Origin of the sequence: Pseudoalteromonas sp. TB41 (assembly GCF_000497975.1) — a bacterium.
Taxonomy (GTDB): Bacteria; Pseudomonadota; Gammaproteobacteria; order Enterobacterales; family Alteromonadaceae; genus Pseudoalteromonas; species Pseudoalteromonas tetraodonis.
This window is the reverse complement of the sequence record NZ_AUTH01000004.1, coordinates 1-25837: the sequence shown is the minus strand read 5'-3', so window position 1 is coordinate 25837 and position 25837 is coordinate 1. Positions and strand designations below refer to the sequence as shown.

At 38.2% G+C, this 25837-nt stretch carries 26 protein-coding genes and 2 pseudogenes; 5 read left to right on the top strand and 23 right to left on the bottom strand.

Annotated elements, in window-relative coordinates; genetic code table 11:
* Positions 1–30: 30 nt before the first annotated feature.
* The 13 genes from L641_RS0100735 to L641_RS0100675 all read right to left on the bottom strand — a co-directional run bounded on the left by L641_RS0100735 (position 31) and on the right by L641_RS0100675 (position 12197).
* Entirely contained in the window at positions 31–792 is a 762-nt protein-coding gene (locus L641_RS0100735) for an IS5 family transposase (protein ID WP_024600859.1), read from the bottom strand.
* 77 nt (positions 793–869) lie between these two features.
* Entirely contained in the window at positions 870–1637 is a 768-nt protein-coding gene (locus tag L641_RS0100730) for a TolC family protein (RefSeq protein ID WP_253944035.1), read from the bottom strand.
* The gene (locus L641_RS0100725) at positions 1637–2161 is read right to left on the bottom strand and encodes a DUF411 domain-containing protein (RefSeq protein WP_024596901.1); all 525 of its coding nucleotides are present in this window, start codon (positions 2159–2161) and stop codon (positions 1637–1639) included. The genes L641_RS0100730 and L641_RS0100725 overlap by 1 nt, the downstream gene beginning before the upstream one ends.
* 91 nt (positions 2162–2252) lie before the next feature.
* Positions 2253–2630 carry a hypothetical protein gene (locus L641_RS0100720; RefSeq protein ID WP_253944034.1) on the bottom strand — a complete coding sequence of 126 codons (378 nt, stop codon included), beginning with the start codon at positions 2628–2630 and terminating at the stop codon, positions 2253–2255.
* A gap of 381 nt (positions 2631–3011) precedes the next feature.
* Entirely contained in the window at positions 3012–3344 is a 333-nt protein-coding gene (locus L641_RS0100715) for a DUF6488 family protein (RefSeq protein ID WP_008109964.1), read from the bottom strand.
* 48 nt (positions 3345–3392) lie between these two features.
* Positions 3393–3947, bottom strand: a complete 555-nt coding sequence (locus L641_RS0100710) for a hypothetical protein (RefSeq protein ID WP_008109960.1) — start codon at positions 3945–3947, stop codon at positions 3393–3395.
* 57 nt (positions 3948–4004) lie between these two features.
* On the bottom strand, positions 4005–4703 hold the full coding sequence (locus L641_RS0100705; protein WP_008128610.1) for a HupE/UreJ family protein: 699 nt from the start codon (positions 4701–4703) through the stop codon (positions 4005–4007).
* The gene (locus tag L641_RS0100700; protein ID WP_024600845.1) at positions 4696–7842 is read right to left on the bottom strand and encodes a CusA/CzcA family heavy metal efflux RND transporter; all 3147 of its coding nucleotides are present in this window, start codon (positions 7840–7842) and stop codon (positions 4696–4698) included. Before L641_RS0100700 ends, L641_RS0100705 begins: the two co-directional genes overlap by 8 nt.
* Before the next feature lie 9 nt (positions 7843–7851).
* Positions 7852–9087 carry an efflux RND transporter periplasmic adaptor subunit gene (locus L641_RS0100695; protein WP_008109954.1) on the bottom strand — a complete coding sequence of 412 codons (1236 nt, stop codon included), beginning with the start codon at positions 9085–9087 and terminating at the stop codon, positions 7852–7854.
* A 2-nt stretch (positions 9088–9089) separates the two neighbouring features.
* On the bottom strand, positions 9090–10442 hold the full coding sequence (locus tag L641_RS0100690) for a TolC family protein (protein WP_024600844.1): 1353 nt from the start codon (positions 10440–10442) through the stop codon (positions 9090–9092).
* Positions 10443–10476: 34 nt separating this feature from the next.
* Positions 10477–11445 carry a M56 family metallopeptidase gene (locus L641_RS0100685; protein WP_008109167.1) on the bottom strand — a complete coding sequence of 323 codons (969 nt, stop codon included), beginning with the start codon at positions 11443–11445 and terminating at the stop codon, positions 10477–10479.
* Positions 11442–11831: a BlaI/MecI/CopY family transcriptional regulator gene (locus L641_RS0100680; RefSeq protein ID WP_008109165.1), complete on the bottom strand. Its 390-nt coding sequence runs from the start codon at positions 11829–11831 to the stop codon at positions 11442–11444. Before L641_RS0100680 ends, L641_RS0100685 begins: the two co-directional genes overlap by 4 nt.
* Positions 11832–11921: 90 nt before the next feature.
* The gene (locus tag L641_RS0100675; protein WP_024600843.1) at positions 11922–12197 is read right to left on the bottom strand and encodes a metal/formaldehyde-sensitive transcriptional repressor; all 276 of its coding nucleotides are present in this window, start codon (positions 12195–12197) and stop codon (positions 11922–11924) included.
* A gap of 103 nt (positions 12198–12300) precedes the next feature.
* Here L641_RS0100675 and dmeF point away from each other — a divergent pair, with 103 nt between their 5' ends.
* Positions 12301–13206 (top strand): CDF family Co(II)/Ni(II) efflux transporter DmeF, encoded by a 906-nt coding sequence (gene dmeF / locus L641_RS0100670; protein ID WP_008126916.1) that lies wholly within the window; start codon positions 12301–12303, stop codon positions 13204–13206.
* Positions 13207–13229: 23 nt separating this feature from the next.
* Here the strand turns inward: dmeF and arsJ are convergent, their stop codons facing one another.
* From arsJ to L641_RS0100625, 8 genes and pseudogenes are all read right to left on the bottom strand, one after another.
* The gene (arsJ, locus tag L641_RS0100665) at positions 13230–14477 is read right to left on the bottom strand and encodes an organoarsenical effux MFS transporter ArsJ (protein ID WP_008113571.1); all 1248 of its coding nucleotides are present in this window, start codon (positions 14475–14477) and stop codon (positions 13230–13232) included.
* A 2-nt stretch (positions 14478–14479) separates the two neighbouring features.
* The gene (locus tag L641_RS0100660) at positions 14480–15490 is read right to left on the bottom strand and encodes an ArsJ-associated glyceraldehyde-3-phosphate dehydrogenase (RefSeq protein WP_008113569.1); all 1011 of its coding nucleotides are present in this window, start codon (positions 15488–15490) and stop codon (positions 14480–14482) included.
* A gap of 26 nt (positions 15491–15516) precedes the next feature.
* A complete protein-coding gene (locus L641_RS0100655) occupies positions 15517–16005 on the bottom strand; it encodes a dual specificity protein phosphatase family protein (RefSeq protein ID WP_008113568.1) in 489 nt (162 codons plus the stop codon).
* Positions 16006–16168: 163 nt separating this feature from the next.
* Complete coding sequence (locus L641_RS0100650) at positions 16169–16405, bottom strand: thioredoxin family protein (RefSeq protein ID WP_008113564.1); 237 nt, start codon at positions 16403–16405, stop codon at positions 16169–16171.
* Between the two features lie 9 nt (positions 16406–16414).
* Entirely contained in the window at positions 16415–17407 is a 993-nt protein-coding gene (locus L641_RS0100645; RefSeq protein WP_008113562.1) for a permease, read from the bottom strand.
* Positions 17400–17810 (bottom strand): annotated as a pseudogene (locus L641_RS0100640) (arsenical-resistance protein); the annotation flags it as partial. The gene L641_RS0100645 and the pseudogene L641_RS0100640, both read right to left, overlap by 8 nt.
* Before the next feature lie 39 nt (positions 17811–17849).
* Positions 17850–19000, bottom strand: a protein-coding gene (locus tag L641_RS0100635) for an IS3 family transposase (RefSeq protein ID WP_138596817.1) whose coding sequence is annotated in 2 segments (ribosomal slippage) — positions 17850–18730 and positions 18730–19000 — 1152 coding nt in all. Because the reading frame shifts where the segments join, the coding sequence is not laid out codon by codon here.
* Between the two features lie 200 nt (positions 19001–19200).
* Positions 19201–20244 (bottom strand): hypothetical protein, encoded by a 1044-nt coding sequence (locus tag L641_RS0100625; protein WP_008113551.1) that lies wholly within the window; start codon positions 20242–20244, stop codon positions 19201–19203.
* An 881-nt stretch (positions 20245–21125) separates the two neighbouring features.
* On the opposite strand from L641_RS0100625, the gene L641_RS0100620 reads away from it, so the two are divergent.
* The 4 genes and pseudogenes from L641_RS0100620 to L641_RS0100605 form a co-directional block, all read left to right on the top strand.
* On the top strand, positions 21126–21542 hold the full coding sequence (locus tag L641_RS0100620) for a MerR family DNA-binding protein (RefSeq protein ID WP_008113688.1): 417 nt from the start codon (positions 21126–21128) through the stop codon (positions 21540–21542).
* 100 nt (positions 21543–21642) lie between these two features.
* Positions 21643–21996 carry a mercuric transporter MerT family protein gene (locus tag L641_RS0100615; RefSeq protein WP_024600839.1) on the top strand — a complete coding sequence of 118 codons (354 nt, stop codon included), beginning with the start codon at positions 21643–21645 and terminating at the stop codon, positions 21994–21996.
* Between the two features lie 88 nt (positions 21997–22084).
* Complete coding sequence (locus tag L641_RS0100610; RefSeq protein ID WP_008113685.1) at positions 22085–22414, top strand: cation transporter; 330 nt, start codon at positions 22085–22087, stop codon at positions 22412–22414.
* Between the two features lie 85 nt (positions 22415–22499).
* Positions 22500–23234, top strand: a pseudogene (locus L641_RS0100605) (FAD-dependent oxidoreductase); the annotation flags it as partial.
* 79 nt (positions 23235–23313) lie between these two features.
* Here the strand turns inward: L641_RS0100605 and istB are convergent.
* Positions 23314–24069: an IS21-like element helper ATPase IstB gene (istB, locus tag L641_RS0100600; RefSeq protein ID WP_008108839.1), complete on the bottom strand. Its 756-nt coding sequence runs from the start codon at positions 24067–24069 to the stop codon at positions 23314–23316.
* 14 nt (positions 24070–24083) lie between these two features.
* Positions 24084–25628: an IS21 family transposase gene (gene istA / locus L641_RS0100595; RefSeq protein WP_024600838.1), complete on the bottom strand. Its 1545-nt coding sequence runs from the start codon at positions 25626–25628 to the stop codon at positions 24084–24086.
* Between the last annotated feature and the right edge of the window lie 209 nt (positions 25629–25837).

The following is a 25837-nucleotide window of genomic DNA, read 5'->3' as shown; positions in this document are numbered from 1 at the left end:
TAGGGGCTGTTGATCTTTGTAGTACATATATCAATCAGCCCACATTGGTAGCCACATCATAGTAAATGCTAAAGCGAGCATTGAATGATAATTTCGTTCAAGCTTTTCATACCGCGTGGCTATCCCTCTATATTGCTTAATACGGCCAAATGCATTCTCAACCAAGTGCCGATATTTATACATGCACCAGTCAATATCTTCATTGCCTACTAAACTGTTGCCCTTACGTGGAATAACGGGTGTAGCGTTATTATCACGAACAAACGCTCTCAGTTTTTCACTGTCGTAGCCTTTATCTGCGACAACCATATTACTTGTTGGGCAATTAGCTACGAGTGACTCTGCATGGACGATATCATGCGTATTTCCACAGGATAATTCATAATAAACAGGCAACCCTCCGCTATCGACTGCAAGATGAATTTTCGTAGAATTTCCACCTCGGCTCTTTCCAATTGATTCATTGTCAGCAGTTCTTGCACCGCAACTATGTTGATGAGCCCTGACAATACTGCCATCAATGAAGACCCAATCCATGTCCGCATCACGAGATAATGCGCGAAACAGTTCATTCAAAATCCCTTTTTTGGACCATAAATTAAACCGTCTGTAGATAGCACTCCAACGGCCAAAATCAGAAGGTAAATCTCGCCATGGAATACCTGTGCGCATCTTATACAGTATGCCTTCGAGCGTTTTTCTATGGTCGGGCTTATTATAAATTCGACCACTTAAGTACATTACTTTTGATAAGACATTCCATGTCCCGTCTGTTAGCATTAATCTTGGCATGTAGGTTCGGTGTAAAGTTTTCTGGCGAATTCAATTATACCTTATCTTCATGCTGTTTGTTTTTCATACCACAAAGATCAACACGCCCTAGTCAAAACGATATTATGAAGGTTAAAATCATCGTCTACATAAGTTTCACTTTGAGAACTTTTCTCTATAGAAAACTCTGTTAACCATTGAGACAACATACCTTCAAAGCGGTTTTGTTGTTGTCCTAAGACATCTAAACGATCTTCTAATCTTGTAAGCTCCAATTGCGCTCTTACAATATCTTGCTGCCTTGTTTTACCTAAAGTAGACGAATAACTTGCTTCAGCAACATCCGCTAACTGTTCAAAAAGTGTTCTGTTTTTTTCAATTAAAGCAATACTTTCTTGAACTCTGTATGCATCCAACCAAAGGCTACCAACAGTAACAGCTACTTTGGACTCTCGATCTTTTCGTTGATACGGGAATGATTCACTTTCAATCTTGAGTTGTTCTCGTTTAATCAACAATGTATCCCCACGAGGAAACATTTGAGATATGCCAACTTTCGCTTGTGTCATTCCCTCTTGTCCAAAATCAAAGCCATCTGTAGGTAAATTGGCTAACCCTATAGATACTTTCGGATCTGGTAACGTGCCTACGGCTGTACTCATCGCTTCAATAGCATTTTGCTTATGAACATTTCCCGTTAACCATGGATCATTCTTCTGCGCAGACTTGATAGCTTTCTCAAAAGTTAAGGCTGAACTAGAAGTAATAGTAGGAATATCAGCAGAATTTGCAGTTAGCACTGTAAGAGCTAACATACCCGCACAGTATTTCACGCTTAAACTTCTGATATTTTTAAATTTATTCATTAAAACTGCTCCTCATAAGATTGAACGCTAGCATAGACCTCATAAGCGCCCCCTTTCTTAAGTAATAACACTTTATAAGGTTGAAATTTATCACCTACTTCCATACCGGGAGTTCCCGCTGGCATTGCAGGAACAGATAATCCAATAACATCGTCAGCGTGTTTTTCTTTTAAAAATTTATGAATAAATTTGGCAGGAACATGCCCTTCAAATGCATAACCATCTTTTGATATAGCGGTATGACAAGAACGGTATCGAGGCTCTATTCCTTTCTCTTCTTTAACCGCTGTAAAATTTTGATAATTATGGACTTTTGATTCGAACCCTTGCTCATTTATATGGCTAACCCATTTTTTGCAGCAACCACATGTAGGACTCTTATAAACCTCTAAAAGAATAGGATGAGGTTTAGCATTTTGTGTTTTAGATGAAGTCACTGAAACTTCTTCTTTTGAACAACTTGCAATAGCAATGACTAAAGTAAAGGCTGCAACAGCCTTTAACGTGAATTTTTTGGAAAACATAACCCCCCCAAAGGGATATCAATTAATATTTGAATTGATTAGGTTATTCTTGATTTTGCTTAAAAATACTTAAACGCAGAGATCAAAAAGCCTAATACAGATAATTTTCATATAAGTGAGCCAAGTTTGAATATGAGAATATTTTTGATGATAAATCAATAAAGAGACTGTCACCTGTGTCTTTAATTAGTGTAGCGATACTTGAGCAACCCCCAGTAAAACAACTACAACTTTTCACACAACAGTCATCTTCTGCTTCATCTTCTGCTTCATCTGAATCATCAGATGAATGACTCATCATTGAATGGTCAATATGGTCCATCATTGACATATTTTGCATTTGCTCCTGCCCACTATTTCCCTTCATACTCATCATATGATAAGACATAACAGTAGACGCAACCGATTGACCAACAAAGGTCAAACAGACTAGCAGTACCATTAATGTTTTAGAGAAATTAGAATTCACAGCTAACCCAAAAAAATATTTCAATTAATTACACACTCGCATAACAAGCTCTATTTTTCAACAAATTAATTTTAAAAAAGTGAATGACTTGGTAGCCACTTACAAGAAAACATTAATTCTATTAAAGTCTTTAATATCCGATCATAAGACTACGATTATCATAGATATTTGATGCTTCTAAAATATTTCCCTCTCAAAAGTTTACAGATAGTTTTCATTACGTGAACTAATTCATAACCATCAATGCCTGCCAAGTGTAGTCAGCGACTTAAAATATACTTTGAGGTTTATAACAATCCAATAAATTGAAGCTTAACGTCTAAACATAATAATCTCTGAAAATAATTTCTCTGTGCTCATGTATGTTTTTAATATTACAATTCAAAACTTAGCTTCTGAGTTAACCTGTAGCAATTCACCACTCATCGTCATCAAGAAATAAATTACTTTATTGTTGTCTTTATTAAATGCACTGACTTTGTAGCGATTATCCTGAGCTGCATATAGCTTAAATTCTTCCGTAGTTAGAGCCTTCCAACTTTCATCTAACTTACCAACCTTGTAGCCCAAATCCTTAAAGGTGAGTTTCTGCGTTACTTTGATGGCTACTTGTATCGCGTCTTTTGCACTGATCATTTTGTGATCACCATGCGCAAATGCTATTCCTGTATTTAACATTAAACCGACAAATAGCATTACGATTAAATTTTTCATTTATGACTCCACTAAACTTTCTAAATAAACACTGATAATAAAAGATGATTATTTGAGTCCATGCTCAACATATTCACCATTAACTATTAATTGGACCTTTACAGGAGCATCTGAGGTGTTCTTCCAATACCAACCGTGTGAGCCTTCAAATGGTGCGGTAAAGCTCCCCTTCATTTCATCTGATGTTGCTATGGCATAACTTTCAAAATACCCAGTGGTGTCCCCTTTTGGCTCACCATGTAAATCGAAATACAAAACAGAGCCATCGGTTATCCATTCATAAGTCAACTTTTGATATTGCTCCATCGTAAATTTGTATTCAACGCCTCTTCCCGCAGGAACAACAACCTCAATTGTTTCAGTGGTAGCCTTACTCGTGGTAGTTGATGGCTCAGTTGAAGTCGTTGCTTGTGCATTATTAAATACGGTTAAACCAAGCTTATTACCCATGCCCGTTGGGTCAATATTATATTCTGCTGGCAATATCACTGTGATTAATGTGATAACAGCAAAAACAAAACTAAATATTGTGTATTTAAGTAATTTACTATTGGTCAATGTTACTTCCTGCGTATTTACTGCTTGAGTGTTAGTTTGTTGCATGTTTTTCTCTTCTCTTAATTCTTTATTTTCGTTAATTAACTGACTGTAAAATTTCGTTTAGCTGATAAAGTAGCCTGTTAATTGAAAGCCAATCAACATAAACCCAGCACTCATCAATAAGCAGTTGGTATTGGTCGCAAAGCGATTAAAACTATTGTGCTTTCGCCAGTAGTTTATCAATAATAAAATAAATGCTAATGCACTGAACTGCCCCAATTCAACACCAACATTAAAAGCAATTAAATTGGCAATTAATCCGTCTGACGGTAATTGAAATTCTTGAAGTTTAGTAGCTAAACCAAAACCATGAAATAAGCCAAAAATCAGTACCGCAGTTTTGGGATTAGGCGTAAAACCTATTGTTTTCTTAAAGCCGCCTAAGTTATCAAAACCTTTGTAGACAACAGAAAGTCCAATAATGGCATCGATTAAATAAGCATTTACCTGAATGTCATTAATAACGCCAAAAAGTAATGTTAGGCTGTGCCCTAAGGTAAACATACTGACATAGAGCAAGACATCACGACTCTTATATAAAAAGAACAACACACCGACGAGGAACAATAGGTGGTCATACCCAGTAACCATATGTTTTGCACCTATATATAAAAATGGAATGATCTGCACTCCAGTATTGCTTTGTAAAAAAGCACGCGTTGTTTCATCTACGCCATGAGCAAATGCTCCCACGGGCAACAATATGGAAATTAGAGCGATAAGGCTGATTAAGCCGTATCGCTGGGAATAATTAAACATTAACAGTTTCCTTTGTGTGGGGTGTTTTAGTAAAGATTTCTTTGTGGCTATGTAATAAACGATATAAAGCAGGAAGCACAAATAGCGTTAAAATTGTTGATGATATAATCCCACCAATGACCACTGTAGCAAGTGGGCGTTGCACTTCTGAGCCAATTCCTGTGTTAAGCGCCATTGGTACAAAGCCTAGCGATGCAACCAGCGCTGTAGTTAATACGGGTCGAAGTCTAGTCAGCGCACCATCAATAATGGCGGTATCTAATGCAACACCTTCTCGTCGAAGTTCTCTGATAAAGGACACCATAACTAAACCATTTAATATTGCTATGCCTGACAATGCGATAAAGCCAACGGCTGCCGAAATTGAAAAGGGAATATCCCGTATTAATAAAGCGAAAATACCGCCAGTCAACGCTAAAGGAACCCCCGTAAAGATGATCATTGAATCTTTGAAAGAGCCAAGTGCTAAGAATAATAAGCCAATGATCATGATCAGTGTAATAGGCACGACAATTGATAGCCTTTTAGAAGCAGATTGAAGCTTCTGATAAGTGCCACCATATTCAATCCAGTACCCTGAAGGCACTTCAACTGAACTCTCTATTGAAGCTTGAATATCTTTAACGAAAGAACCTAAATCTCTTCCCCTAACATTGGCGGTAACAACAACTCTACGTTTACCATTTTCCCTATTAACCTGGTTTGCCCCTTCTACTAATTCAAGTTCAGCAACTTCTTGCAAAGGTACATACTGGTCAGCTTGTATTTGTATGGGTAAGTGAGCCAACGAATCAACATCACTTCTAAGGTTTTCAGGAAGACGAACAACAATGTCTGCTCTTCGATCACCTTCATAAAATTTACCAGCGCTTGTTCCACCTAAGGCCGTAGCAAGCTGATCTTGTAGGGTTTTAATGCTAACGCCATATTTTGCTAATTGCTCGTGATTAGGATTGATCGTAAGCATCGGCAAACCTGTTGTTTGTTCAACTTGAACATCAGCAATTCCTTCAACGTTAGCAATGGCCGTGTTAATGCTTTTACCTAATGCCGTTAGTGTTTCAAAGTCATCACCAAATACTTTAATGGCAAGTTCAGCTCTTACACCTGCAAGTAGCTCATTAAAACGCATTTGTATTGGTTGAAGGAACTCATATCTGTTACCGGGAATGGGTTCTACTACTGCTGCTAACTCTTCTACAAATTGGGCTTTAGCTTTTGTAGGTTCAGGCCATTCACTACGTGGTTTTAATATAATAAAATTATCAGCAACACTTGGAGGAACAGCATCAGTGGCAACATCTGCTGTACCAATTTTTGCAAATACACGTTCTACTTCAGGCATCTGCGTAATTTTTTCTTCTAAAACTTTTTGAAGTGCAACGGCTTGTGTTAGTGATGTACCTGGAATACGTAAGGCATGCATAGCAATATCACCTTCATCTAAGTTAGGTACAAACTCACTCCCTAATTTATTTACGGAAAATCCTGCATAACCAACAAGTGCAACAGCTAACATCACGACAAACCAACGAATTTTAAGCGCAAAAGTTAACGTAGGACGATACACCGCAAGTGATGATTTCATGATAATATTTTCTTTTTCTTTCACTGGGCCTTTAAATAAAATAGCGATTGCAGCAGGTACAAAAGTGATAGATAGAAGCATTGCACAACACAAAGCAATCACGACAGTAATGGCCATAGGATGGAACATTTTCCCTTCAACACCTGTAAGTGCAAAAATAGGTAAATACACCGCTGTAATTATGAAGACACCGAATAGTGCTGGACGAATAACTTCCCTAGTCGCATAAAATACCAGTGATAAACGTTCATTTAACTCCATTGAACGCCCATTTGAAGAGGCAGCACTCAGTCGTCTCATGCAATTCTCAACGATAATAATTGCACCATCAACGAGCAAGCCAAAATCAAGTGCTCCTAAACTCATTAGGTTTGCACTCACTCTTGTTTGTACCATGCCAGTGATAGTCATTAACATGGCAAAAGGAATAACAGCAGCCGTAAGTAATGCTGCTCGCATATTACCGAGTAGAAGGAAAAGCACTACAATAACGAGCAATGCGCCTTCTAACAGATTTGTTTTTACCGTATCGAGGGTTTTTTCAACTAACTTAGTTCGATCATAAACAGCAGTAACAGTGATACCTGTCGGTAAACTTCGTTTTATTTCTTCAAGTCTTAACCCAACTGCTTTAGCGACTTTTTGGCTATTTTCCCCGATGAGCATAAAGACCGTGCTCATCACCACTTCTCTACCGTTTTGTGTCGCTGCACCTGTTCTTAACTCTTTCCCTTCTTTTACATTGGCAACGTCAGATATACGGATCACGCTACCGTCAGTCGTTTTAACAGGGATTGTAGATAGATCACTTATCGTTTTTGCTTGCCCTGGAATACGAAGCAGCCACTGAGCACCATTTTTTTCTATAAAACCAGCACCTTTATTATCATTATTATTTTCAATTGCTTGGATAACATCTTGTTGAGTAACACCAAAAGCTAATAATTTTTTAGGCTCAAAAGCGATCAATATTTCACGCTTAAAACCACCAATAGGGTTAACTTCAACTACGCCTTGCACTTGCATTAACTGAGGGCGAATAATCCAGTCATGTACAGTTCTTAGGTCCGTAGCCGTGATTCGTTCACCTTTATCATTAAGTGCCTCAGGCTCAGCATCAACAGTAAACATGAATATCTCACCTAACCCGGTTGCAATTGGGCCAAGTTCAGGCTCTAAACCAGTCGGCAAATCAGATTTAGCTGAAACTAATCGTTCATTTACAAGCTGTCTTGCAAAATAAATATCCGTGTCATCGCTAAAGATTGCTGTCACTTGTGACAGCCCATAACGTGAGACTGATCTTGTACTCACTAAGTTAGGTATGCCAGCTAACGCAGTCTCCAACGGATAAGTAACCCGTTGCTCAACTTCAAGTGGCGTATAGCCTGGAGCTTCCGTATTGATCATGACTTGCACATTAGTTATGTCAGGTACAGCATCAATAGGTAACTTGGTAAAATTCCAAATACCCAAACCTGCTAACGCAAGCACGGCTAGCATAATGATTGAGTTTCTACGGATAGAAAATCTAAGTAAATATTCGAGCATAATCAATCCTTAATGGTCGTGTGAAGCGCCAGACTTTTCAACATCAGCTTTGAGGATGTAACTATTTTCAGTCACGTATTCAGTGCCTAAGGAAATACCACTTAGCACTTCAATTTCTTCACCTACAGCTCGACCTAACTCAAGCATTCTTACCTCATATTCATCTCCGACTTTGGCATATACAACAGTAAAATCGCGGAAGCTTTGTAATCCACTGCGCTTTACTGCCATAGGTACATCGTATGAACCAATTTCAATCGCGGCACTAACAAATGCTCCTTCTGACAACGCAGAATCAGCATTATTAACGACTACACGAAATAGCTTCGCCTGATCATCTCTGACTTTTAGAATACGGCTCTCAACCGTACTCACCTGCTTTTCTTCAACACCATTAATCGTTATCGTGGTTTTTGCACCAAGACGCACGGTTGGTAAGTCTTTTGGAAAAACAGCTAACTGGGCAATTAATGTTTCATCATTGGTAATTTGTAGCAGGGAGCGGCCTTTAGATTGTTCGCCTGAGGTAACGTTAACGGTACTAACAATTCCATTTTGAGCAGAAAAGACTTTGTACGACTGAAGACTTTCATTACTTTCAACCGTGAGTAGTAATTGACCTTTCTTAACTGACTCTCCTAGCTTTACATTAACTTTTTTAACTAACCCGTCAAAGCGAGCATAAACATTACTCGTTGCATCAGCAGGTAGAACTAACTTGCCATAGACTTGAACTGTTTCATGAAATGTTGATGGACCAACAATTTCAGTCGAGATTTCCATTGCTTTTGCTACATCTTCAGCAATTTTTGTCCGACCTTCAAAGTTGTCATACTGCCAGTTGAAGGTTTTACCCTGATATTTTGCAGTGAGTGAAACCATAAATGAGTGCGGTTCATAGATAACCATGTCACCTCGAAGATATTCGCCTTCTTGGTAAAAATTTATATCGTCTATGCCATCACCCAATCTAGTCAACTTTACATTAAGGTCAACCTCTGACGGATCAATTGCTTTTCCGTCTGTTGATGCCCATACACGAAATTCAGGAGGGACGCCTGTTTCAAAGATTGAGAGTTCAATGGCAAAATCACCATCACGCAACATTCGTCCACGGTTGGGACCTTTTTCAGGTTCGGCTTCTTCTACCTTCGGCTCTGAAACCGCAAAGCTTGGGAAGCTTGCACTTATGCTAACAAGCCAGACGGTGCTTATTAAGGCTAATATTTGAAATGTTGGTTTCATGATTATTTCTCTTTCTTGTCTTTATTAATGGTTAAAATGGACGTTCCGGTTAAACGTTCAATTTCAATATTGTTTAAATGTGCATTTTGATAAGCAGCTATCAAATCAGATTGAGCATTGAGTAGGGCTTTCTGGGTGTTCATCCATTCGGTATAGCTATACTTACCAACGTTATATGCTTTTTCTGCCTCTTTAAAAGCTTGCTCCAAAACAGGAATAATATTGTCAGATACCGCATGAATGACATGTTGGCTATGCTTCAATTGTTCGATAAGAACATATAACTGAGTATTGAGTTTATGAACTAACGCTAACGACTCTGTTTCTAGTTGACTTTGAGAGGCTCGCAAGGCTTTTATTTTTCCTTCATTTCGATTCCCATCACCAAAAGGAATTGAAATTCCAGCAACTAAGCCGAAGTCATCAGTTGTTTCATATCGACGTAAGCCTGCTGAAAATTGCCATAATGGTTTGCTTTCAATGCGTGCAAGCTCTATCTCAGACTGGGCAATTCGTTGTTTTGTTGCAAAAAGATTCACTGAAGGTGTTTGTCTAAGTTTCGTAAATAAAGAATCAAAATTGGTTACACTTGGTAAAGATAATAATGAACCCACTATCATACTTTTCTTATGCCTATTATTTTGATTTACTCCTTTAATTTGCTCACCCCATTGTGCAAATAATTGGTACTTACTTGCATCAACTTCGTGAGTTAAATCCTCAACTATCAACTCACGATTAGCTACCTCAGCCTGAGACTTTAATTTATCTACTAAAGAGGACTTCCCTGCTTTTACGCGTTTACTTATTGCTTCAAATGAATTATTCGCTTGCTTAAGACTAAATTGAGCTAACTTCAATCGCTCATTATTGACAAGAACTTGTATAAAGTAACGTGCCGTTTGTGCAGCTAAATCCAAAGCTTTAACTTCACGCTCTAAAGCGACTGTAGAGCCATATTGTTTAGCTGCTTTTATTTTACTCTGTACCAATCCACCATCTAATAACCAAGAAATAGAAAGTGTTGATTGTGCACTCTTAAAGCCGCTGTGCTCACCTGTACCTAAAGCATCTTCAATGGTAAAACCAATTTGTGGTCTAGATTGAACCCCTGCCTGTTGAGCATAGCCAGAATACATCTTGGCTTGAATGGCAAATGATTTTAGCTCAGGATGCATATCTATTGTCTGTGCAATAGCTGAACGCAAATCAACCGTTTGCAAAGGAACTTCTTGGGCAAATGCAATTGTTGGTATGAATGGCATCAGCACCAATAAAACATTCCGACGAATCCTTACAAAAAACCGACCGTCAGTCGGTTTTTTGTAAGAGCATATATTAAAATAAAGATTCATTATCAGTACCTTAGAGTAAGATTTTAATTAGCGGTTAATGAGTAAAAAGCGTTTCAATAACGTGATGTAGGCTATCTACAGACGTTGTTGAAATTAGAACTAAGAGGGGTATTGCAATCACAACACCTCCCGTGGGAAATGGTCTGAACTGTTTATCACTAAGCAAATGAAGCACTCTTTGTTCAATAGAATGACGACAGAAATGAACAAATAATTCACTATTATATTGTGGATGAATAGAGTAGCTCGCAGCCAATTTAGTAAACTTTACTAAGGTACTTGCAACGTTATGTGATTGTTGCTGATTTTCGGCATAAAAAGAATCAGCGGCTTGCTCCATAGATAGCGACATCATGGAAATCAATAACTGTTTAACATTATTAGCGAAATAAGCTGAGAAAAATGAGAAAAGCCATTTCTTTAATGGATCAAAATAATGAACATGAGCTAACTCATGCTGAATAATTATTTTTATGTCATCAGCAGTTGTTTGCTCGACAAGACTCGTAGATATAAAGCATGATGGCCTAAACACACCACCAGTGAATGCTGTAGGTATAGATGATTCAATGAAATAGACTTGCTTACTATTTTCAATCCCTAATACACGTAACAAATTAATTTGATGATGATTACGATAAAGAAGAGTTATTTTTCGTATAAAAATATACAGAGTAAAACTGGTAAAAATAAGTAAACTAGCACTATGCCAGCTCATAAAATAGAAAATATCAGGATGGTGCCAATGAGCAAGGTCTGTCAACCAAACAAATATTGAACCGTTTTGAAATAGTGGACTAAAAAAGAGTGTGGCACATAAAGATATCAGCCACGGAGCAAGCACTAATAACCATAATAATGATTTACGAGTTGATACCGCATAGTGTTGCAACTTACTTTTGACTAACCAAAAAGTAATTGAGACAAATATGTTAGCCACGATAAAGGCTAAAACCCCCACCGTGAGCAAATTAAATACTAATGCCCATTGGCCATAAATCATTTTTCAGAATTCTTCTGTATTTTTTGACGTTGTTGTTCAATCATTGCTTCCAATTTATCTAGCTGCTTTTCATCTAGATCTGATGAAATAGAAGAGAAAGCAGCAACAACACTATTTTCATCTTCAGTAACAAAATCATGAGTAATACTTTTAATCAACTGACCTATCAGCTCTTGCCTTGCAACTTTTGGAAAGTATTGATAAGCGTGGCCGTTTTTTACCCTACTTAACAAATCTTTTTTAAACAAGCGTTCTAGCGTACTTTGAATGGTATTTAGAGATCCGCCTCGGTCTTTTTCAAAATAGCTATGCACCTGCTTGGCATCAGCAGGTTGATTTTTCCATAGATATTCTAAAACTTGTTTTTCTAATTCACCGAGTAACATAAATTTCAATCGCCATTTTTTAAGTAATAGGATAGTGCCACACAAAAAACCGAGAGGCAATCGGTTTTTCGATTTGTTTCATTAAGAGTTCTATTTTAAGTAGCTTTTAAGAATGGAAATAACATCTTCTACCTCCTCTAATCGTTCCTCTTTTGTCATATCCTCTGCACCTAAATGTTCCCTCAAATGACCTTCTAATACTTCCTTCATCAGCCCATTAACCGCACCTTTAATCGCAGCTACCTGTTGTAAAACAGCCATACAATTAGGCTCTCCTTCTAAAGCAGTTTCTAAAGCGAGTGATTGACCTTTTATTCGTCTAACACGACTGAGGAGCTTTTTTTTCCCTGCGATTGTATGTGACATAAATTTCCTTTACTTGATAAGTAGTATACTAGGGTATAGTATATTTCAAAGTGTAAATAGATGCTATTCATAAACAGCATGAAGCAATATTTTAGGATATTTAATGAAAAACGATAGTCGTATTCAGTGGGAACATTCTCATAATTTTGGTATTGACAGTAAGCTCCATGAAAACAAAGTAAAGCTCGTTTTTTGGTTAACAACCGTCATTATGGTACTTGAAATTACCGCTGGAACTTGGTCAGGCTCTATGGCCCTGCTTGCTGATGGATGGCATATGGGAACTCACTCTGCGGCATTTCTCATTGCTATTTTTGCATACTCTTACGCTAAAAAGCATGCGAACAATAAGGACTTTAGCTTTGGAACAGGCAAGGTAAACTCTTTAGGTGGCTTTGCCAGTGCTATTGCCTTAGCAATTGTTGCATTGATGATGATAATAGAATCTGTTCAACGATTAATAGAACCACAATCAATTCATTTTAATGAAGCAATTGTTGTTGCGATTATAGGTTTAGTCGTCAATGTCGCCTCTGTTTTTATCCTACATGATGATCATCATCACCATGGAGAACCCCACCACCATCATGATCACGACCATAATATGAAAGCAGCCTACTTTCACGTACTGGCCGACACGCTAACCTCTTTATTAGCCATTGTTGCTTTATTAGTAGGAAAATATATTGGCTTATTATGGATGGACCCATTAATGGGGATTGTTGGGGCAATAGTCATTTTCCGTTGGTCTTATGGCTTAGTTAAGGAATCCAGTGAAGTTCTTTTAGATAAGTCTGTGAAAAAGCCAACTCTCGATAAGATTTCAGATGCATTAAGCAAAAAGAACACTGTGATCAACGATATTCATGTATGGAAAATAGCGACAGGTCACCAGGCTGCAATTCTTAAAGTGACATCAGGTGAACCTCTAAAGTCAGAAGAATATGAAATTATTTTAAAAAGTTTCTTACCTCAGCTCTCACATATCTCTATTGAAATACGTAGTTAACGTTTTTTCAAATGTGACTTTGATTAATTAGCTTTCTCTTTACTTTGGTTTTTTGGCAGCTTCAATGATAATAAAGTTGCCATAGCCACAAATATACTTGATATCCATAAACAGGCTTCTAGGCCATAATTTTGATATACCCAACCTGAAAGCACTGTACCAATTAATCTCCCCATAGCATTAGCCATATAGTAAAAACCAACATCAAGCGATACACCGTCACTACCTGCATAACTGACGATGAGATAGCTATGTAAAGAAGAGTTAATAGCGAAAACAGCCCCAAAAATCAGTAGTCCTATAATGATTGAAGCTTGAATATGAAAATTAAAATGCAAGGCCAAAGCAATCACAGCAGGTATTAATGTTAAGTAGCTTGCCCATAAAAATGCTGACCTACCCGTTGGCACATTACCTTGCTTTTCCCTCGTGCCTTTTCCGGTAATAATAGGCGCAACAGACTGAACTATGCCATAGCCAATGACCCAACTTGCCATAAAACCTCCAACCCACCAATGATCCCAATTAAAGGTCACAGCTAAAAAAACGGGTAACGCTACGACAAACCAAACATCTCTTGCACCAAATAAAAACATTCGAGCAGCAGAAAGAATGTTTATTGACGAACTCTTAGAGAAAATATCATTAAATTTAGGTTTATTTGTCGCCTTGCCCAAATCATCTTTTAAGGCGATTAAACTAAATACCCACACTATGGCTAATAGTGAAGCCATTAAGATGATTGCACCTTTAAATTCAAGCAAGGTTAGTAACAAACCTCCAAGAAAGAACCCTACACCTTTTAGCGCATTTTTAGACCCTGTAAGTATAGCAACCCACTGATAAAGCTTACCTTCAGCGCCTACTGGAACAAGTAACTTTATCGAGCTTTTCGCACTCATTTTATTTAAATCTTTAGCGATACCTGATAAAGCTTGTGCCGCCATTACATAGATAACTGTTAGCATTTCAGCAGGAACAACAAGCATACCAAGCGCAATTATTTGTATGGCTAAGCCAATGTTCATGGTTTTGTTCAAACCAAGTCGTGCACCTAGCCAACCACCAACAAGATTCGTAATAACACCAAATATTTCATAAAATAAAAACAGCATGGCAATATTTAAAGGGCTATATCCTAACTGATGAAAATATAGCACTACGAGCATGCGTAGTGCACCATCGGTTAAAGTAAACGCCCAGTAATTACCTGTTATCACCAAATATTGTTTAATTTGCGGTGATAACGCTTTGAGTGATAAAAGCCCCATGATTAACCTTTGTCCGCCAAACCAACCATACGTGCTAGCTCAGCCGTTCTATTGGCATAGCCCCATTCATTGTCATACCAAACATAAAGTTTTACTTGTGTACCATTTACTACCATCGTTGATAATGCATCAATGATGCTAGAACGTGGATCAGTTTTATAATCAATAGACACTAGTGGTCGTTCTTCATATCCCATGATGTTTTTCAATTCACCTTGTGCTGCTTGTTTAAGTACTTTATTTACTTCTTCAACAGTTGTAGCTCGTTCAACTTCAAAAACACAATCTGTAATTGATGCATTAGTTAAAGGAACTCGTATTGCATGACCATTTAACTTCCCTTTTAGTTCAGGAAAAATATGCGTAATTGCCGTAGCCGAGCCAGTTGTTGTCGGAATTAAGCTCATGCCACATGCTCGTGCTCTACGTAAATCCTTATGGGGGGCATCTAATATGGTTTGCGTATTAGTAATGTCATGGATAGTGGTCATTGAACCATGCTTAATACCTATTTTTTCATGAATAACTTTGACCACTGGCGCTAGGCAATTAGTGGTACATGAAGCTGCTGTTACGATAGGATGAATAGCTTTGTCGTATAAATTTTCATTTACTCCCATAACGATATTCAATACACCATCTTCTTTTACAGGAGCTGTAACCACAACACGCTTTACACCTTGATCTAAATAGGCTTGTAACAGCGCTTTCGTTTTTATTTTTCCTGATGCCTCAATTACTACATCACACTTAGACCAGTCAGTGTCTTGAGTCGCTTTGTTTTGCGTGCAAGGAATAGCCTTGTTATTGATAATTATTGAATCGCCTTCATGATTCGCCTCATGATGCCAACGACCATGTACTGAATCAAACGTCATTAAATGTCCAAGTGTTTCAGCATTTCCCGCAGGATCATTGATTTGAATAATCTCTATATCATCCCAATCAAATGCTGCACGCATTGATAAACGTCCCATACGGCCAAAACCGTTAATACCGATTTTAATTGTCATAAATCTGTCCTGAATGTTGTTAAAAATTATAAATAAGTATTGAAATAATCAAGCTGTACTGGGTGTTTTAGCGCTTTAGGCCGTATTTCCTGTACTGCTTCAATTACCTTTTCACCTGACCACCCAAAAGCTAAAAGTATAAGTCCAATCACTAATCCTGTTCTGCCAGAGCCACCTTTGCAGTGAACAGCAATGGTGCCCTTGTTATTTATCACCTCTAAAATGTTAGCCTTTTGAGCATCCCACTGAGATTCAAAGGCTTGGCTTGGGGCAGCATCATCTAAAATGGGTAATTGAACCCACTCAATTCCTTGCTTTTCACATTCAGTTGGTAAAGAGAGTGCATTGTTTTTTTCCATTTCTTCGTCAAACATCAACGTAATAAGCATGTTAGTACCTGCTTGTTTAAGTGTTGATATAGACTCAACTAAAATAGAATCTTTCGTGCCTGGGCACGGGGTAAATATAAGTTGGCTACCGTTTTCAAGTGCCAAAATATCAAAAGGATGTGACATTATTTTTCCTATCGTTAATTATCTGTGCAATGTATTGATTTACAGTTATTTGCATAAGGTTTACTTTCTATTTGAATGGTGACGTGAGAAACATTAAATTCATGTTGGATAGTAGATGTTATCTCTTCGAGTAAATTTCCATCATTTAAACAGTTAACTTTTGCTATTGCTGTAACCATAATTCAATCTCTTGACGGTGGGGAATAGAGCCACTATGCACATTAACTTCATCAATAATTACAGCAGGAGTACTCATTACGCCATACCCCATAATTACTTCAGGATCAGTTTCTTTGATTACGTGTACATCTACATTTAATTCAGTAGCTATTTTTGCAATAACTTCAATGGTTTTTGTACATTTTGCACAACCAGTACCTAATACTTTTATTTCTTTCATGATTTTTCCTTAAATAAAGGGGGTCAGATAATTAAAAATCCAACCAATTAACGTAAATGCAACGAGTAGAAGTGCAAAAAGTACTACTAGTAATCGCCACTGCATTACTTGTTTTAATAAAATAAATTCAGGAAAACTTGCTGCCACAGTACTCATACAAAAGGCGAGTGTTGTTCCAATAGGAAGTCCTTGTTTAATTAAACTTTCCATCACAGGAATTACACCTGTGGCATTGGAATATAAAGGTATACCTAATAATACGGCAGATGGAACTGACCACCATTGACCATTACCTAAATGCTCTTCAATCCAGCCATCAGGAACAAAACCATGTAACGCAGAGCCTAGCCCAACACCAATGATCACCCATTTCCATACTCGGCCAAAAATCTCTAACATTTCCTCTTTGGCAAAGGTATGTCGCTCTTTTAAAGACAAGCTTTCAACCTGTTTGGATTGAACTGTAGAGGAAGCCTTTTGACCACGCTCTAAAGCTTTCGCAGCAAAGGATTGCAACCAGCGCTCAGCCCTAATAGCATCAAGGAAAATACCGCCTAAAATCCCAACAGACATACCAACAACCACATACAGTAACGTGAATTTCCATCCTAATAAGCTTAGTAACAGCAAGACCGCAACTTCATTGATTAGCGGAGAGGTAATGAGAAATGACATAGTGATGCCAACAGGAATACCTGCTGACGTAAAACCTAAAAATACAGGAATACTTGAACAGGAACAAAAAGGGGTTATTGCGCCAAAACTAGAGCCTAATATGTAACCGACACCTTTATGTTTATCGGCTAAATAATCACGAACACGCTCTACATTTATTGATGCTCTTATCAATGCAATGACGTAAATCATCACTAGTAATAAAAAGAAAATTTTGGTGGTGTCTTCAATAAAAAAATGAAGTGCATCGCCTAATTTTGTTGCTTTCGACAATCCAAAAACATCAACGACTAACCATGTGGCTAAGTCAGTAAATACCTCAAACATGGCTTTCCCCAAACCAGCCTTGTGTACGGTTAATAATATAAACTAATGACAACATAACAGGCACTTCAACCAATACCCCAACAACGGTCGCCAAAGCTGCTCCAGAATGTAAACCAAAAAGGGATATAGCCACCGCAACCGCTAATTCAAAGAAGTTAGATGTACCTATCAAACATGCTGGAGCCGCTATGTTATGTGGTAGTCTCATCCATTTTGCTGCTAAGTACGCGATAATGAAAATACCGTATGTTTGGATCATTAGAGGAATGGCAATTAAGCCAATGGTTTCAGGTTCAGAAATGATGGTATTTGCTTGAAATCCAAATAATAACACCACTGTTGCTAACAGGCCGATAACCGACCAAGGCTTTAATGTTGATAACAATTCATTTAATGATTGTTCACCATTACCATTATTCAGGATTTGTTCTGCACAACTAAATCAGGACACTTTTCTTAAGGAACTTTGCTCATACTCTACTGGCGATAGATCACCATTAGCAGTATGAAGTCGCTCTAAGTTGTAATAACGCATATACGCTGCCACATCATTTCTCATTTGCTCACGAGTTGGTTGCGGAACTTTCAACAGCCAATCATGTTTTAAGCTGCCGAAGAATCGTTCAACAACCGCATTATCCCAACACGCACCGACATCGCCCATACTGGCTCTGACGCCATAACTCCATAGTAATTGTCGATATTGTTTACTGGTGTACTGTGAACCTCTATCACTGTGAAACACCAAGCCTTTTGGTGGCTGCCGTAAGTTATAAGCTTTCATCATCGCCTTGCTAACTAAGTCAGTCGTCATGCGTTTATCAATATGCCAACCAACAATACGACGTGAATATAAGTCCATGACGATAGCCAGATACATCCAACCTTCGCCAGTTCTTAGATAAGTCACATCACCAGCCCACACCTGATTCGGCGCAACAGGATTAAAGTTCTGATTCAAAAGATTATCAGCAACGGCATCACTGTGTTTACGCTTGGTTGTTACCTTGTATGCCACTCGTTGAGTAACGACTAAACCAAGTGTTGCCATTAATTTCTGAACGCCATAATCACTGACGCTAAAGCCCTCACTGCGTAACTTCTTTCTAAGCTCTCGGTAGCCTAAGCTATTTCTGCTTTTCTTGAAGAAATACTTGGCCTTTCGATATAAATTAAGCTGCTCTACAGTAATTACTTTTGCTGGCCGCTTAAGCCAAGCATAATAAGCACTGCGGCTTACTTTCATCACTTTGCAGAGCTTAACCACGGGAAACACCGAGGATAACTGCTTAATCGTTTTAAACGTTACTTGGTTTCTTTTAGCAGGAGGGCGCTGGCCTTTTTTAAAATTTCTTTTTCCATCCTTAGCTCTTTATTTTCCTTGCGAAGCCTTAACAGCTCAGCCCGCTCATCAGCATTCAAACTGGCACCAGATTGTTCTGCTTCAACTTTAGCTTTCCAGTTATAAAGTAATTTATCTGTGATACCTAAAGACGCTGCTGCCTTAGGTACGCTGTAACCTTGCTCGGTTACCAATGCCACAGCTTCTTGTTTAAATTCTGCTGTGTAACTTCTGTTTGTTCGTTTTGTCATTTAACACCTCAATAATTGGATTATATTCCATTATTAAAGTGTCCTGTTTGATTAAAGCAGATCAACTTTCTCATGGGTCTATTGAAATACATAATAGGTAAATTGATTTCATTTTCGAGAATATTTTAAATAATTCTCGTTTTAATATTACGATTACTTAGGTAATCGTAATATTAAAACGTTCTTTAGAAGCATCTCATTCATATAGAATTCTCCAAGTAATCCATATCACAAAATGGTCGAATACTTGCGGAGAAATATGATTGATGAAGAATGATTGGGAGTTTTCGTGCGTCTTTATGGTTTAGCAGTGTTTCTTTAATGCCATTACTAAATTCACAATAATTGATCATAGACATAGCGGGTGATTCAACATGAATACATTCGAATATCAGCCTTTGCTGCTCAAAATAAAATATAAAAACCTGCTTCTCTGGAATATCTCTAATTGATATTTTAAGTGTTGGTAAATTACTGTTGATTTCTTCTGTTAAACTTGGGGATAAAGGAAAACCATATACCGCGTACCTTTTTCCTTCAATGTGAAATACATAAGGAACTTCATCATCACAAAATGAATCAAAATTGGTAAAAAAGTTAACTGTATTTAAAAACCAGCTTTTATGCTCGTCTATAAATGGACTTTCAGCTATGGCAATTTCCGAATCTTCATTATCCTGTTCAAGATTTTTGACTAATGATTCATCAAAATTATTTTCTCTAAAATTTTTCGGATAAAAAGTAGTCGCAATTAGTCGATATGCAATTTGATTAATTTTGAAATCACAATAAAGAATTGCTTCGTTATTGTTCAACGTTTTAAAATAAGGTTTCCAGTCAAGACTAAACTCACTTGGCGCTTCAATAATGTATTTCGATTCATTTCCTAAACCGAATAGCTCATAAAGAATAGAAATTAATCGAACCTTGCTTACATTAATGACTACCATTCCTTCAAGGCGTTTTGCCATAAACTCAATGCTTTTATGTAGATCATCAATAAGCAATTGATCCTCACATTCACAGATCAGAAGGTACTTTAACCAGTGATGTTGAATTGTCCCAAAAATTTTCGCACCACACATCTCTTTAAAGAGTAGTTCAGTTAAAGAATCATAATTAGGAGTACAATATATTGCCCTGGCTAATAAATCCTTTCCATGATCTTGAGGTAGATTGAGTGAGTTAGCGAGAAATTTCGATTGAAGTCTCAATTTGTGACTTAAGGTAAGAGCTGAAATCATCTAGTTATCCATAAATTAAAACAAACAACAGCCTACTAACGCCAGTTTGTTAATTATGAAAACCAAATTTTTACGGATGCTCCGCTTCATCGTTCATACTTAAATATAAATTAAATATGTGTAGGCATAGGCTGTCCGTTCAGCCTTTTTTGCTAATATAAATGAGTAAAATGTTGTTGTAAACAGGGCGCAATTATACATATCTGTATAATTTAAAAGGATTTTATTCTACTTTTCTTTTAAAATCAGTTAGTTCAATACCGAAAATTTCAACAACAGTATTTTCATTTATTTTTATATTTTCAACCCTTATTAAAAGCGAGACAAAGTATTATTCATATCAGTGTTGAGAAATTTTAGAAGGCAGTCTTCTGCTTTTGAGAGTAAAACTGCTAATATCAGGTTTAGATTTTCAAGGAGGTCAGACTTCAATAGAGAAATTAACTGTCTATAGTTCTCACAGCCACAAAAGTATAGAACTACATTTATTGGGCTTGCCCAAGCGGAATAGATAAATTTTCGAAAGCCTTTTTGCTTGCCTTTTAACATTGTTAAGCAAGTCTTCATTTTTAAGCGACATGTATTCACCAATACAAAAATACGCAACAAAAAGCCCACGCTCTTTTTGTCGAGTAAATTTTATTGGTACACATTCGCTACGCGAATTTACTATCTATTCAAAGTATATCCGTTTCTTCATATTAGTGTGAGCTGGACTCTTTGATGCGGCCTAACATCACATGCTCTAGCACACAAAGCCTTGCCTATTATTACAATAAATTTCACTTTTGATAATATGAAAAGCAGTTTATAGTACGTTTACTACCTAATACCTTTTCAATTCTGCACTATAAATACAAACTAATTTAAAGGCAGTATAAATGACTAAAAACAATCCGCCATTAACCATTGGCCGACTCGCAAAAGCCGCTGAAGTCAATATTGAGACAATAAGACATTATCAACGCAAAGGTTTAATAGTGGAGCCTGAAAAGCCGTTAGGCGGTTTTCGTCATTACCCAGATACAAGTGTAGATCGAATTCGATTTGTAAAGCGTGCTCAGCAACTTGGTTTTTCGTTAGAGGAAATAAAGCAATTGCTAACCTTAGGCGATCAACATTGTGGTGATGTTCAAACTTTAGCGCAAGAAAAGCGAGATAAAATCCAACAACAAATCGCTGGATTACTGACTATTCAAATAGCATTAGACGATTTAATATCAACTTGTCATACTGATGATACTACTCACTGTGGCTTCATCGATGGATTATCTCAAAAAGGCTTTTTAGAAAAATAACACTTCTACCTCTCTCAAAAAATGATTTATTAACCTCTTGACTCTGTGCTACACCCCAGAGTGTAAACTATCTTATATTAGCCTTATATGAGATTGAATTATGTCGAATTCTCCTACTCAAAATCGTTCTTTACTATTAGCAATTGTCGCTGGTTTAGGCGCGTCAGCATGTTGTATTGGACCACTGCTATTGCTGTCACTTGGCATAGGCGGTGCATGGGTAGGTAACCTCACTGCAATGGAACCTTATAGCGGGTATTTTACCGCAATTACCCTCATTTTTTTAGGCGTAGTTTTTTATAAATTATATATCGCTCCTCAAAAGTGTGAGGAGGGTTCAGTTTGCGAAAACCCTAAAGTATTAAGAAATCAGCGCATTATATTTTGGCTTGTAAGCATAATTCTTATAGTGATGATGAGCTTTCCCTATTACGCAGATTACATTATTACTTAATAGCAATTGATTAACAAAAACTGACTGATGAAAATACGATTTAACAAATCCAGTTAACTTAGAACAGATATTAAAAAAAGGCAAAACAATGAAAAAATTAATTACCGTTTCAATACTATTAAGCTCAATGCTTATGTTTGGCAACACGCTAGCCATGCAACATTCTGAAGTAACCAGTAATGTTGCTACTCAAGAGGTAACTACTAAAGTTTTCTCGATTGAGAAAATGACCTGCAAGATGTGTCATATAACTGTGCGTAAGGCGATGGAGAAAGTAGATGGCGTTGTAAAAGCTACAGTTGATTATGATGCAAAAACAGCAACAGTTTTATTTGATCCGAACAAGACCAGCATTGAAGCGATTGCATTAGCGTCTACAAATATTGGCTACCCAGCAAAAGTAAAAACTACCAAGTAAGATTTAGCATAAGACTGCTTGTTGATTAGTTTAGCCATAACAAATGCACCAAACATTAATAGCAGCAAAATTTTAAGGAATTATTATGACTTCGGATCAATGTTCAACAAGCTGTTGCTCTCTGAGTGAAAGCGACCAGCTACATGTTGCAATTATTGGTAGTGGCTCTGGTGCCTTTGCTTGTGCAATCAAAGCAGCAGAAAATGGTGCTAGAGTCACAATTATTGAAGGATCAGATGTTATTGGCGGCTGTTGTGTCAACGTAGGATGCGTTCCATCAAAAATTTTAATTCGTGCAGCACAATTAGCGCACCAACAACGAAGAAACCCTTTTGATGGGCTTGAGAATAATAATCCTCAAATAAGCCGTGCTCTGCTAGCCCATCAACAAAAGTCTCGTGTTGAAGAGCTACGCGAAGCTAAATATGAAAGTATTCTAAAGAAAAACCCTGCATTATCTTTGATTAAAGGTTATGCGCGTTTTAAAAACGAAAGTACATTGATTATCCAAAAATCAGATGGCACTAATGAAGAGCTACTCGCAGATCGGATATTGATAGCCACTGGCTCAACTCCGTCAATTCCGCCAATTAAGGGATTAGAAGATACCCCTTACTGGACATCAACAGAAGCACTATTTGAACAAGAGTTACCCGAAAGCTTAATAGTCATCGGTTCTTCAGTTGTTGCGCTAGAAATAGCTCAAGCCTATGCTCGTTTAGGGACCTGTGTAACTGTATTAGCACGACATACATTATTGTATTCAGAAGATCCGCTATTAGGTGAAAAGCTTAAAGAGTGCTTTGAAAATGAAGGTATTGCGTATTCCGGTGATGGTGAACACCGATTCCGGTTTTATCGTGAACACTTAAATTCCACGCATTGGGTTCATGACATTTTTAACCTAAGTGTTCACGATGGTCAATTTTAGATTGAATTTTTCTCATAGACTCCCCCTTTAATTTTATCCGATGAGCATTGTGCATTAGTCGATCTAAAATGGCATCGGCTAAGGTATTATCGCCGATGGATTGATGCCATTCTTCGGTGGGTAATTGACTGATGATGGCGGTTGATGAACTGCCGTGCCTATCATCCATGATCTCCATTAAGTCATTTCGTTGTGCCGCTTTAAGTGGCTCAAGCCCCCAATCATCTAAAACGAGTAAGTCGATCTTAGCGAGTGACTGTAACATTCGACTGTAAGTGCCATCTGCTTTGGCTTGTGTCAGCGCAAGCATCAACCTTGAGAGTCGGTAATATTTAACGCTGTAGCCTTTCATGCATCCTGTATGCGCAAGCGCACAAGTGATATAGGTTTTACCGCTACCGCAAGGGCCTGTGATCAGTAAGTTTTGTGATTTATTCAGCCAATCACATTGCAGTAGCGATGCCATCATCGATTGATTGAGACCTCGCGGGTGATGATAATCTATGTCTCTGGCGTTAGCGGCTAATTTAAGTTTTGCCGCTTTAAGTAAGCGTTGTTGTTTTCGGCTCTCTCGGTCTTGGGCTTCACTGTCTGCTAGCAGTTGTAGTCGCTCATCGAAGGACAACCCTTCATAAGTACTTGGTTGTTCCATTTGGCTCACTAAGGCGTTGGCCATACCACTGAGTTTGAGTTGACGAAGCTGAGTTATCGTTTGTTCTAACATAGAATTTCCTTACCTTAATGGAAGCTTTTAGGACCACGGATATTTTCATGGGATTGTGGCAATAACGTCGACGGCTCTTCTTGCGTTCGCGGCAATTTATCTTGGTTGCTACTGAGTATGTCTTTGATATGTTTTAACCGATATAAACTGTATTGATTGGCTATCGCACAGGCGTTATTGAGCCGATCGGCGGGATAGCTTCTTGATAGGTTGAGTAAGCCTAAGCACACACGATACGCTTGTTCTTCATGTTGTTTCTGTGCCAATTGTGCTTTCACCCAGAGCAAAACGTCATCTCCAATATCTTTCGCCCAATTCATTAAACGCCCTGGTGACCATTTATGATGCTTCTCATGCTTTACAGGCATGTGCTCGGATGTGGTGGTCATGCCCGGATGATATTTTCTCGGGTGACTGGTGATGCGTTTATGCTTGAAATAAGCCTCAATCAAGTTGTCTTTGGCATGAAGTTCAAGCTTTTCACCCACCAAGTGATGGGGTACCGAGTAAAGATGGTTATCATACTGAACGTGATAATCAATATTCACTTTGACGTGTTTAATATCCGTGAATTGATAAGCTAGTTTGGGCATGGGCGCGAGGGCGGGTTTGTCGATTGACTCGAACCATGATTGTCGTGTCCCACTCAGTTGCTTAAAGGGCTTATTATTGACCTCAAGCAGTAAGGCTTTGATGCAATGGTTTAGCTCAGCTAATGAGAAAAAGGTTTGGTGTCGTAACTTGGCGAGTATCCAGCGTTCAATGATTTGCACGCCCACTTCGGCCTTGGCTTTATCTTGTGGTTTTCTGGGACGAGCAGGCACAATCACGGTGCCATAATGCGCGGCCAATTGCTGATAACTCGGGTTAACATCAGGGTCGTAGCGACACGCTTTACTGACACCACTGCGTAAATTATCGGGGATAACCATGTCAGGTATACCGCCGATAAATTCAAATGCTCGCACGTGACTGCCGATCCAGTCGGGTAGACTTTGGCTCCAGGTTGCTTCACAAAATGTATAATTTGATGCGCCCATCACCGCCACGAATATCTGGGCGAACTTCACTTCACCCGTCGCATTACAAACAATGGGCATCGTTTGACCCGCATAATCGACAAAGAGTTTTTCTCCTGCTTTATGCACTTGTCGCATCGAACGTTTTTGCTTTTTAAGCCAGGTCATATAGCGATCGCAGAACTGAGAATAGCTGTAACAACGATTCGGATATTGCTGAGTATATTCTTCCCAGAGTAAGTTCTTGGTGACGCCTTTGCCCGTTAATTCTTTTCGAATGGCTGGCCAATCTGGCACTTCAAATCGCTGGGATGGCCGAGTGTCGGCGCGAGGATAGAACTGACTAGCAAGCACAGAATCATCAAGCTCGTCGGGCAGTGGCCAACTTAACGATAAAGCTCTGGCTTTAGTGAGTAGTTTTTGAATACCACCGACACTGATCTTAGTGCTGGCACTTATTTTTCTGACACTGAGTTGGGCAGCAAAATGTAGCCTCAACACTTCTCGAATTTTACGCATTGTGATCCTCTTAGTCGCCATATCCCTTCCTCAGTAATACAAAAAGGAAATAGCTTAACAAAGTAATTAATAATCAATGCGTTGAAATTGTACTGGTTTGGTGTGAACACCGATTCCGGAAAATCAGTCAAAAGTGTTCACGATAAAACCGGAATGAGCGTTCACGCTAAAACCAGAACGGGTGTTCACGATGGGCCGGAATCACTGTTCACGATGCTCCGGAATATGCA

Bases quoted from the DNA above. Each gene is read 5' to 3' on its own strand.
- L641_RS0100625 (WP_008113551.1), bottom strand. From the start codon at position 20,244: ATGATTTCAGCTCTTACCTTAAGTCACAAATTGAGACTTCAATCGAAA.
- L641_RS0100700 (WP_024600845.1), bottom strand. From the start codon at position 7,842: ATGCTCGAATATTTACTTAGATTTTCTATCCGTAGAAACTCAATCATT.
- L641_RS0100610 (WP_008113685.1), top strand. From the start codon at position 22,085: ATGAAAAAATTAATTACCGTTTCAATACTATTAAGCTCAATGCTTATG.
- L641_RS0100615 (WP_024600839.1), top strand. From the start codon at position 21,643: ATGTCGAATTCTCCTACTCAAAATCGTTCTTTACTATTAGCAATTGTC.
- L641_RS0100705 (WP_008128610.1), bottom strand. From the start codon at position 4,703: ATGTTTAATTATTCCCAGCGATACGGCTTAATCAGCCTTATCGCTCTA.
- L641_RS0100725 (WP_024596901.1), bottom strand. From the start codon at position 2,161: ATGTTTTCCAAAAAATTCACGTTAAAGGCTGTTGCAGCCTTTACTTTA.
- L641_RS0100660 (WP_008113569.1), bottom strand. From the start codon at position 15,490: ATGACAATTAAAATCGGTATTAACGGTTTTGGCCGTATGGGACGTTTA.
- L641_RS0100685 (WP_008109167.1), bottom strand. From the start codon at position 11,445: ATGATTTATGGCCAATGGGCATTAGTATTTAATTTGCTCACGGTGGGG.
- istB (WP_008108839.1), bottom strand. From the start codon at position 24,069: ATGTTAGAACAAACGATAACTCAGCTTCGTCAACTCAAACTCAGTGGT.
- L641_RS0100675 (WP_024600843.1), bottom strand. From the start codon at position 12,197: ATGTCACATACAATCGCAGGGAAAAAAAAGCTCCTCAGTCGTGTTAGA.
- L641_RS0100645 (WP_008113562.1), bottom strand. From the start codon at position 17,407: ATGTTTGAGGTATTTACTGACTTAGCCACATGGTTAGTCGTTGATGTT.
- L641_RS0100680 (WP_008109165.1), bottom strand. From the start codon at position 11,831: ATGTTACTCGGTGAATTAGAAAAACAAGTTTTAGAATATCTATGGAAA.
- L641_RS0100650 (WP_008113564.1), bottom strand. From the start codon at position 16,405: ATGAAAGAAATAAAAGTATTAGGTACTGGTTGTGCAAAATGTACAAAA.
- L641_RS0100715 (WP_008109964.1), bottom strand. From the start codon at position 3,344: ATGAAAAATTTAATCGTAATGCTATTTGTCGGTTTAATGTTAAATACA.
- L641_RS0100620 (WP_008113688.1), top strand. From the start codon at position 21,126: ATGACTAAAAACAATCCGCCATTAACCATTGGCCGACTCGCAAAAGCC.
- L641_RS0100690 (WP_024600844.1), bottom strand. From the start codon at position 10,442: ATGAATCTTTATTTTAATATATGCTCTTACAAAAAACCGACTGACGGT.
- L641_RS0100710 (WP_008109960.1), bottom strand. From the start codon at position 3,947: ATGCAACAAACTAACACTCAAGCAGTAAATACGCAGGAAGTAACATTG.
- L641_RS0100695 (WP_008109954.1), bottom strand. From the start codon at position 9,087: ATGAAACCAACATTTCAAATATTAGCCTTAATAAGCACCGTCTGGCTT.
- arsJ (WP_008113571.1), bottom strand. From the start codon at position 14,477: ATGGGGCTTTTATCACTCAAAGCGTTATCACCGCAAATTAAACAATAT.
- L641_RS0100735 (WP_024600859.1), bottom strand. From the start codon at position 792: ATGCCAAGATTAATGCTAACAGACGGGACATGGAATGTCTTATCAAAA.
- istA (WP_024600838.1), bottom strand. From the start codon at position 25,628: ATGGCGACTAAGAGGATCACAATGCGTAAAATTCGAGAAGTGTTGAGG.
- dmeF (WP_008126916.1), top strand. From the start codon at position 12,301: ATGAAAAACGATAGTCGTATTCAGTGGGAACATTCTCATAATTTTGGT.
- L641_RS0100730 (WP_253944035.1), bottom strand. From the start codon at position 1,637: ATGAATAAATTTAAAAATATCAGAAGTTTAAGCGTGAAATACTGTGCG.
- L641_RS0100655 (WP_008113568.1), bottom strand. From the start codon at position 16,005: ATGTCACATCCTTTTGATATTTTGGCACTTGAAAACGGTAGCCAACTT.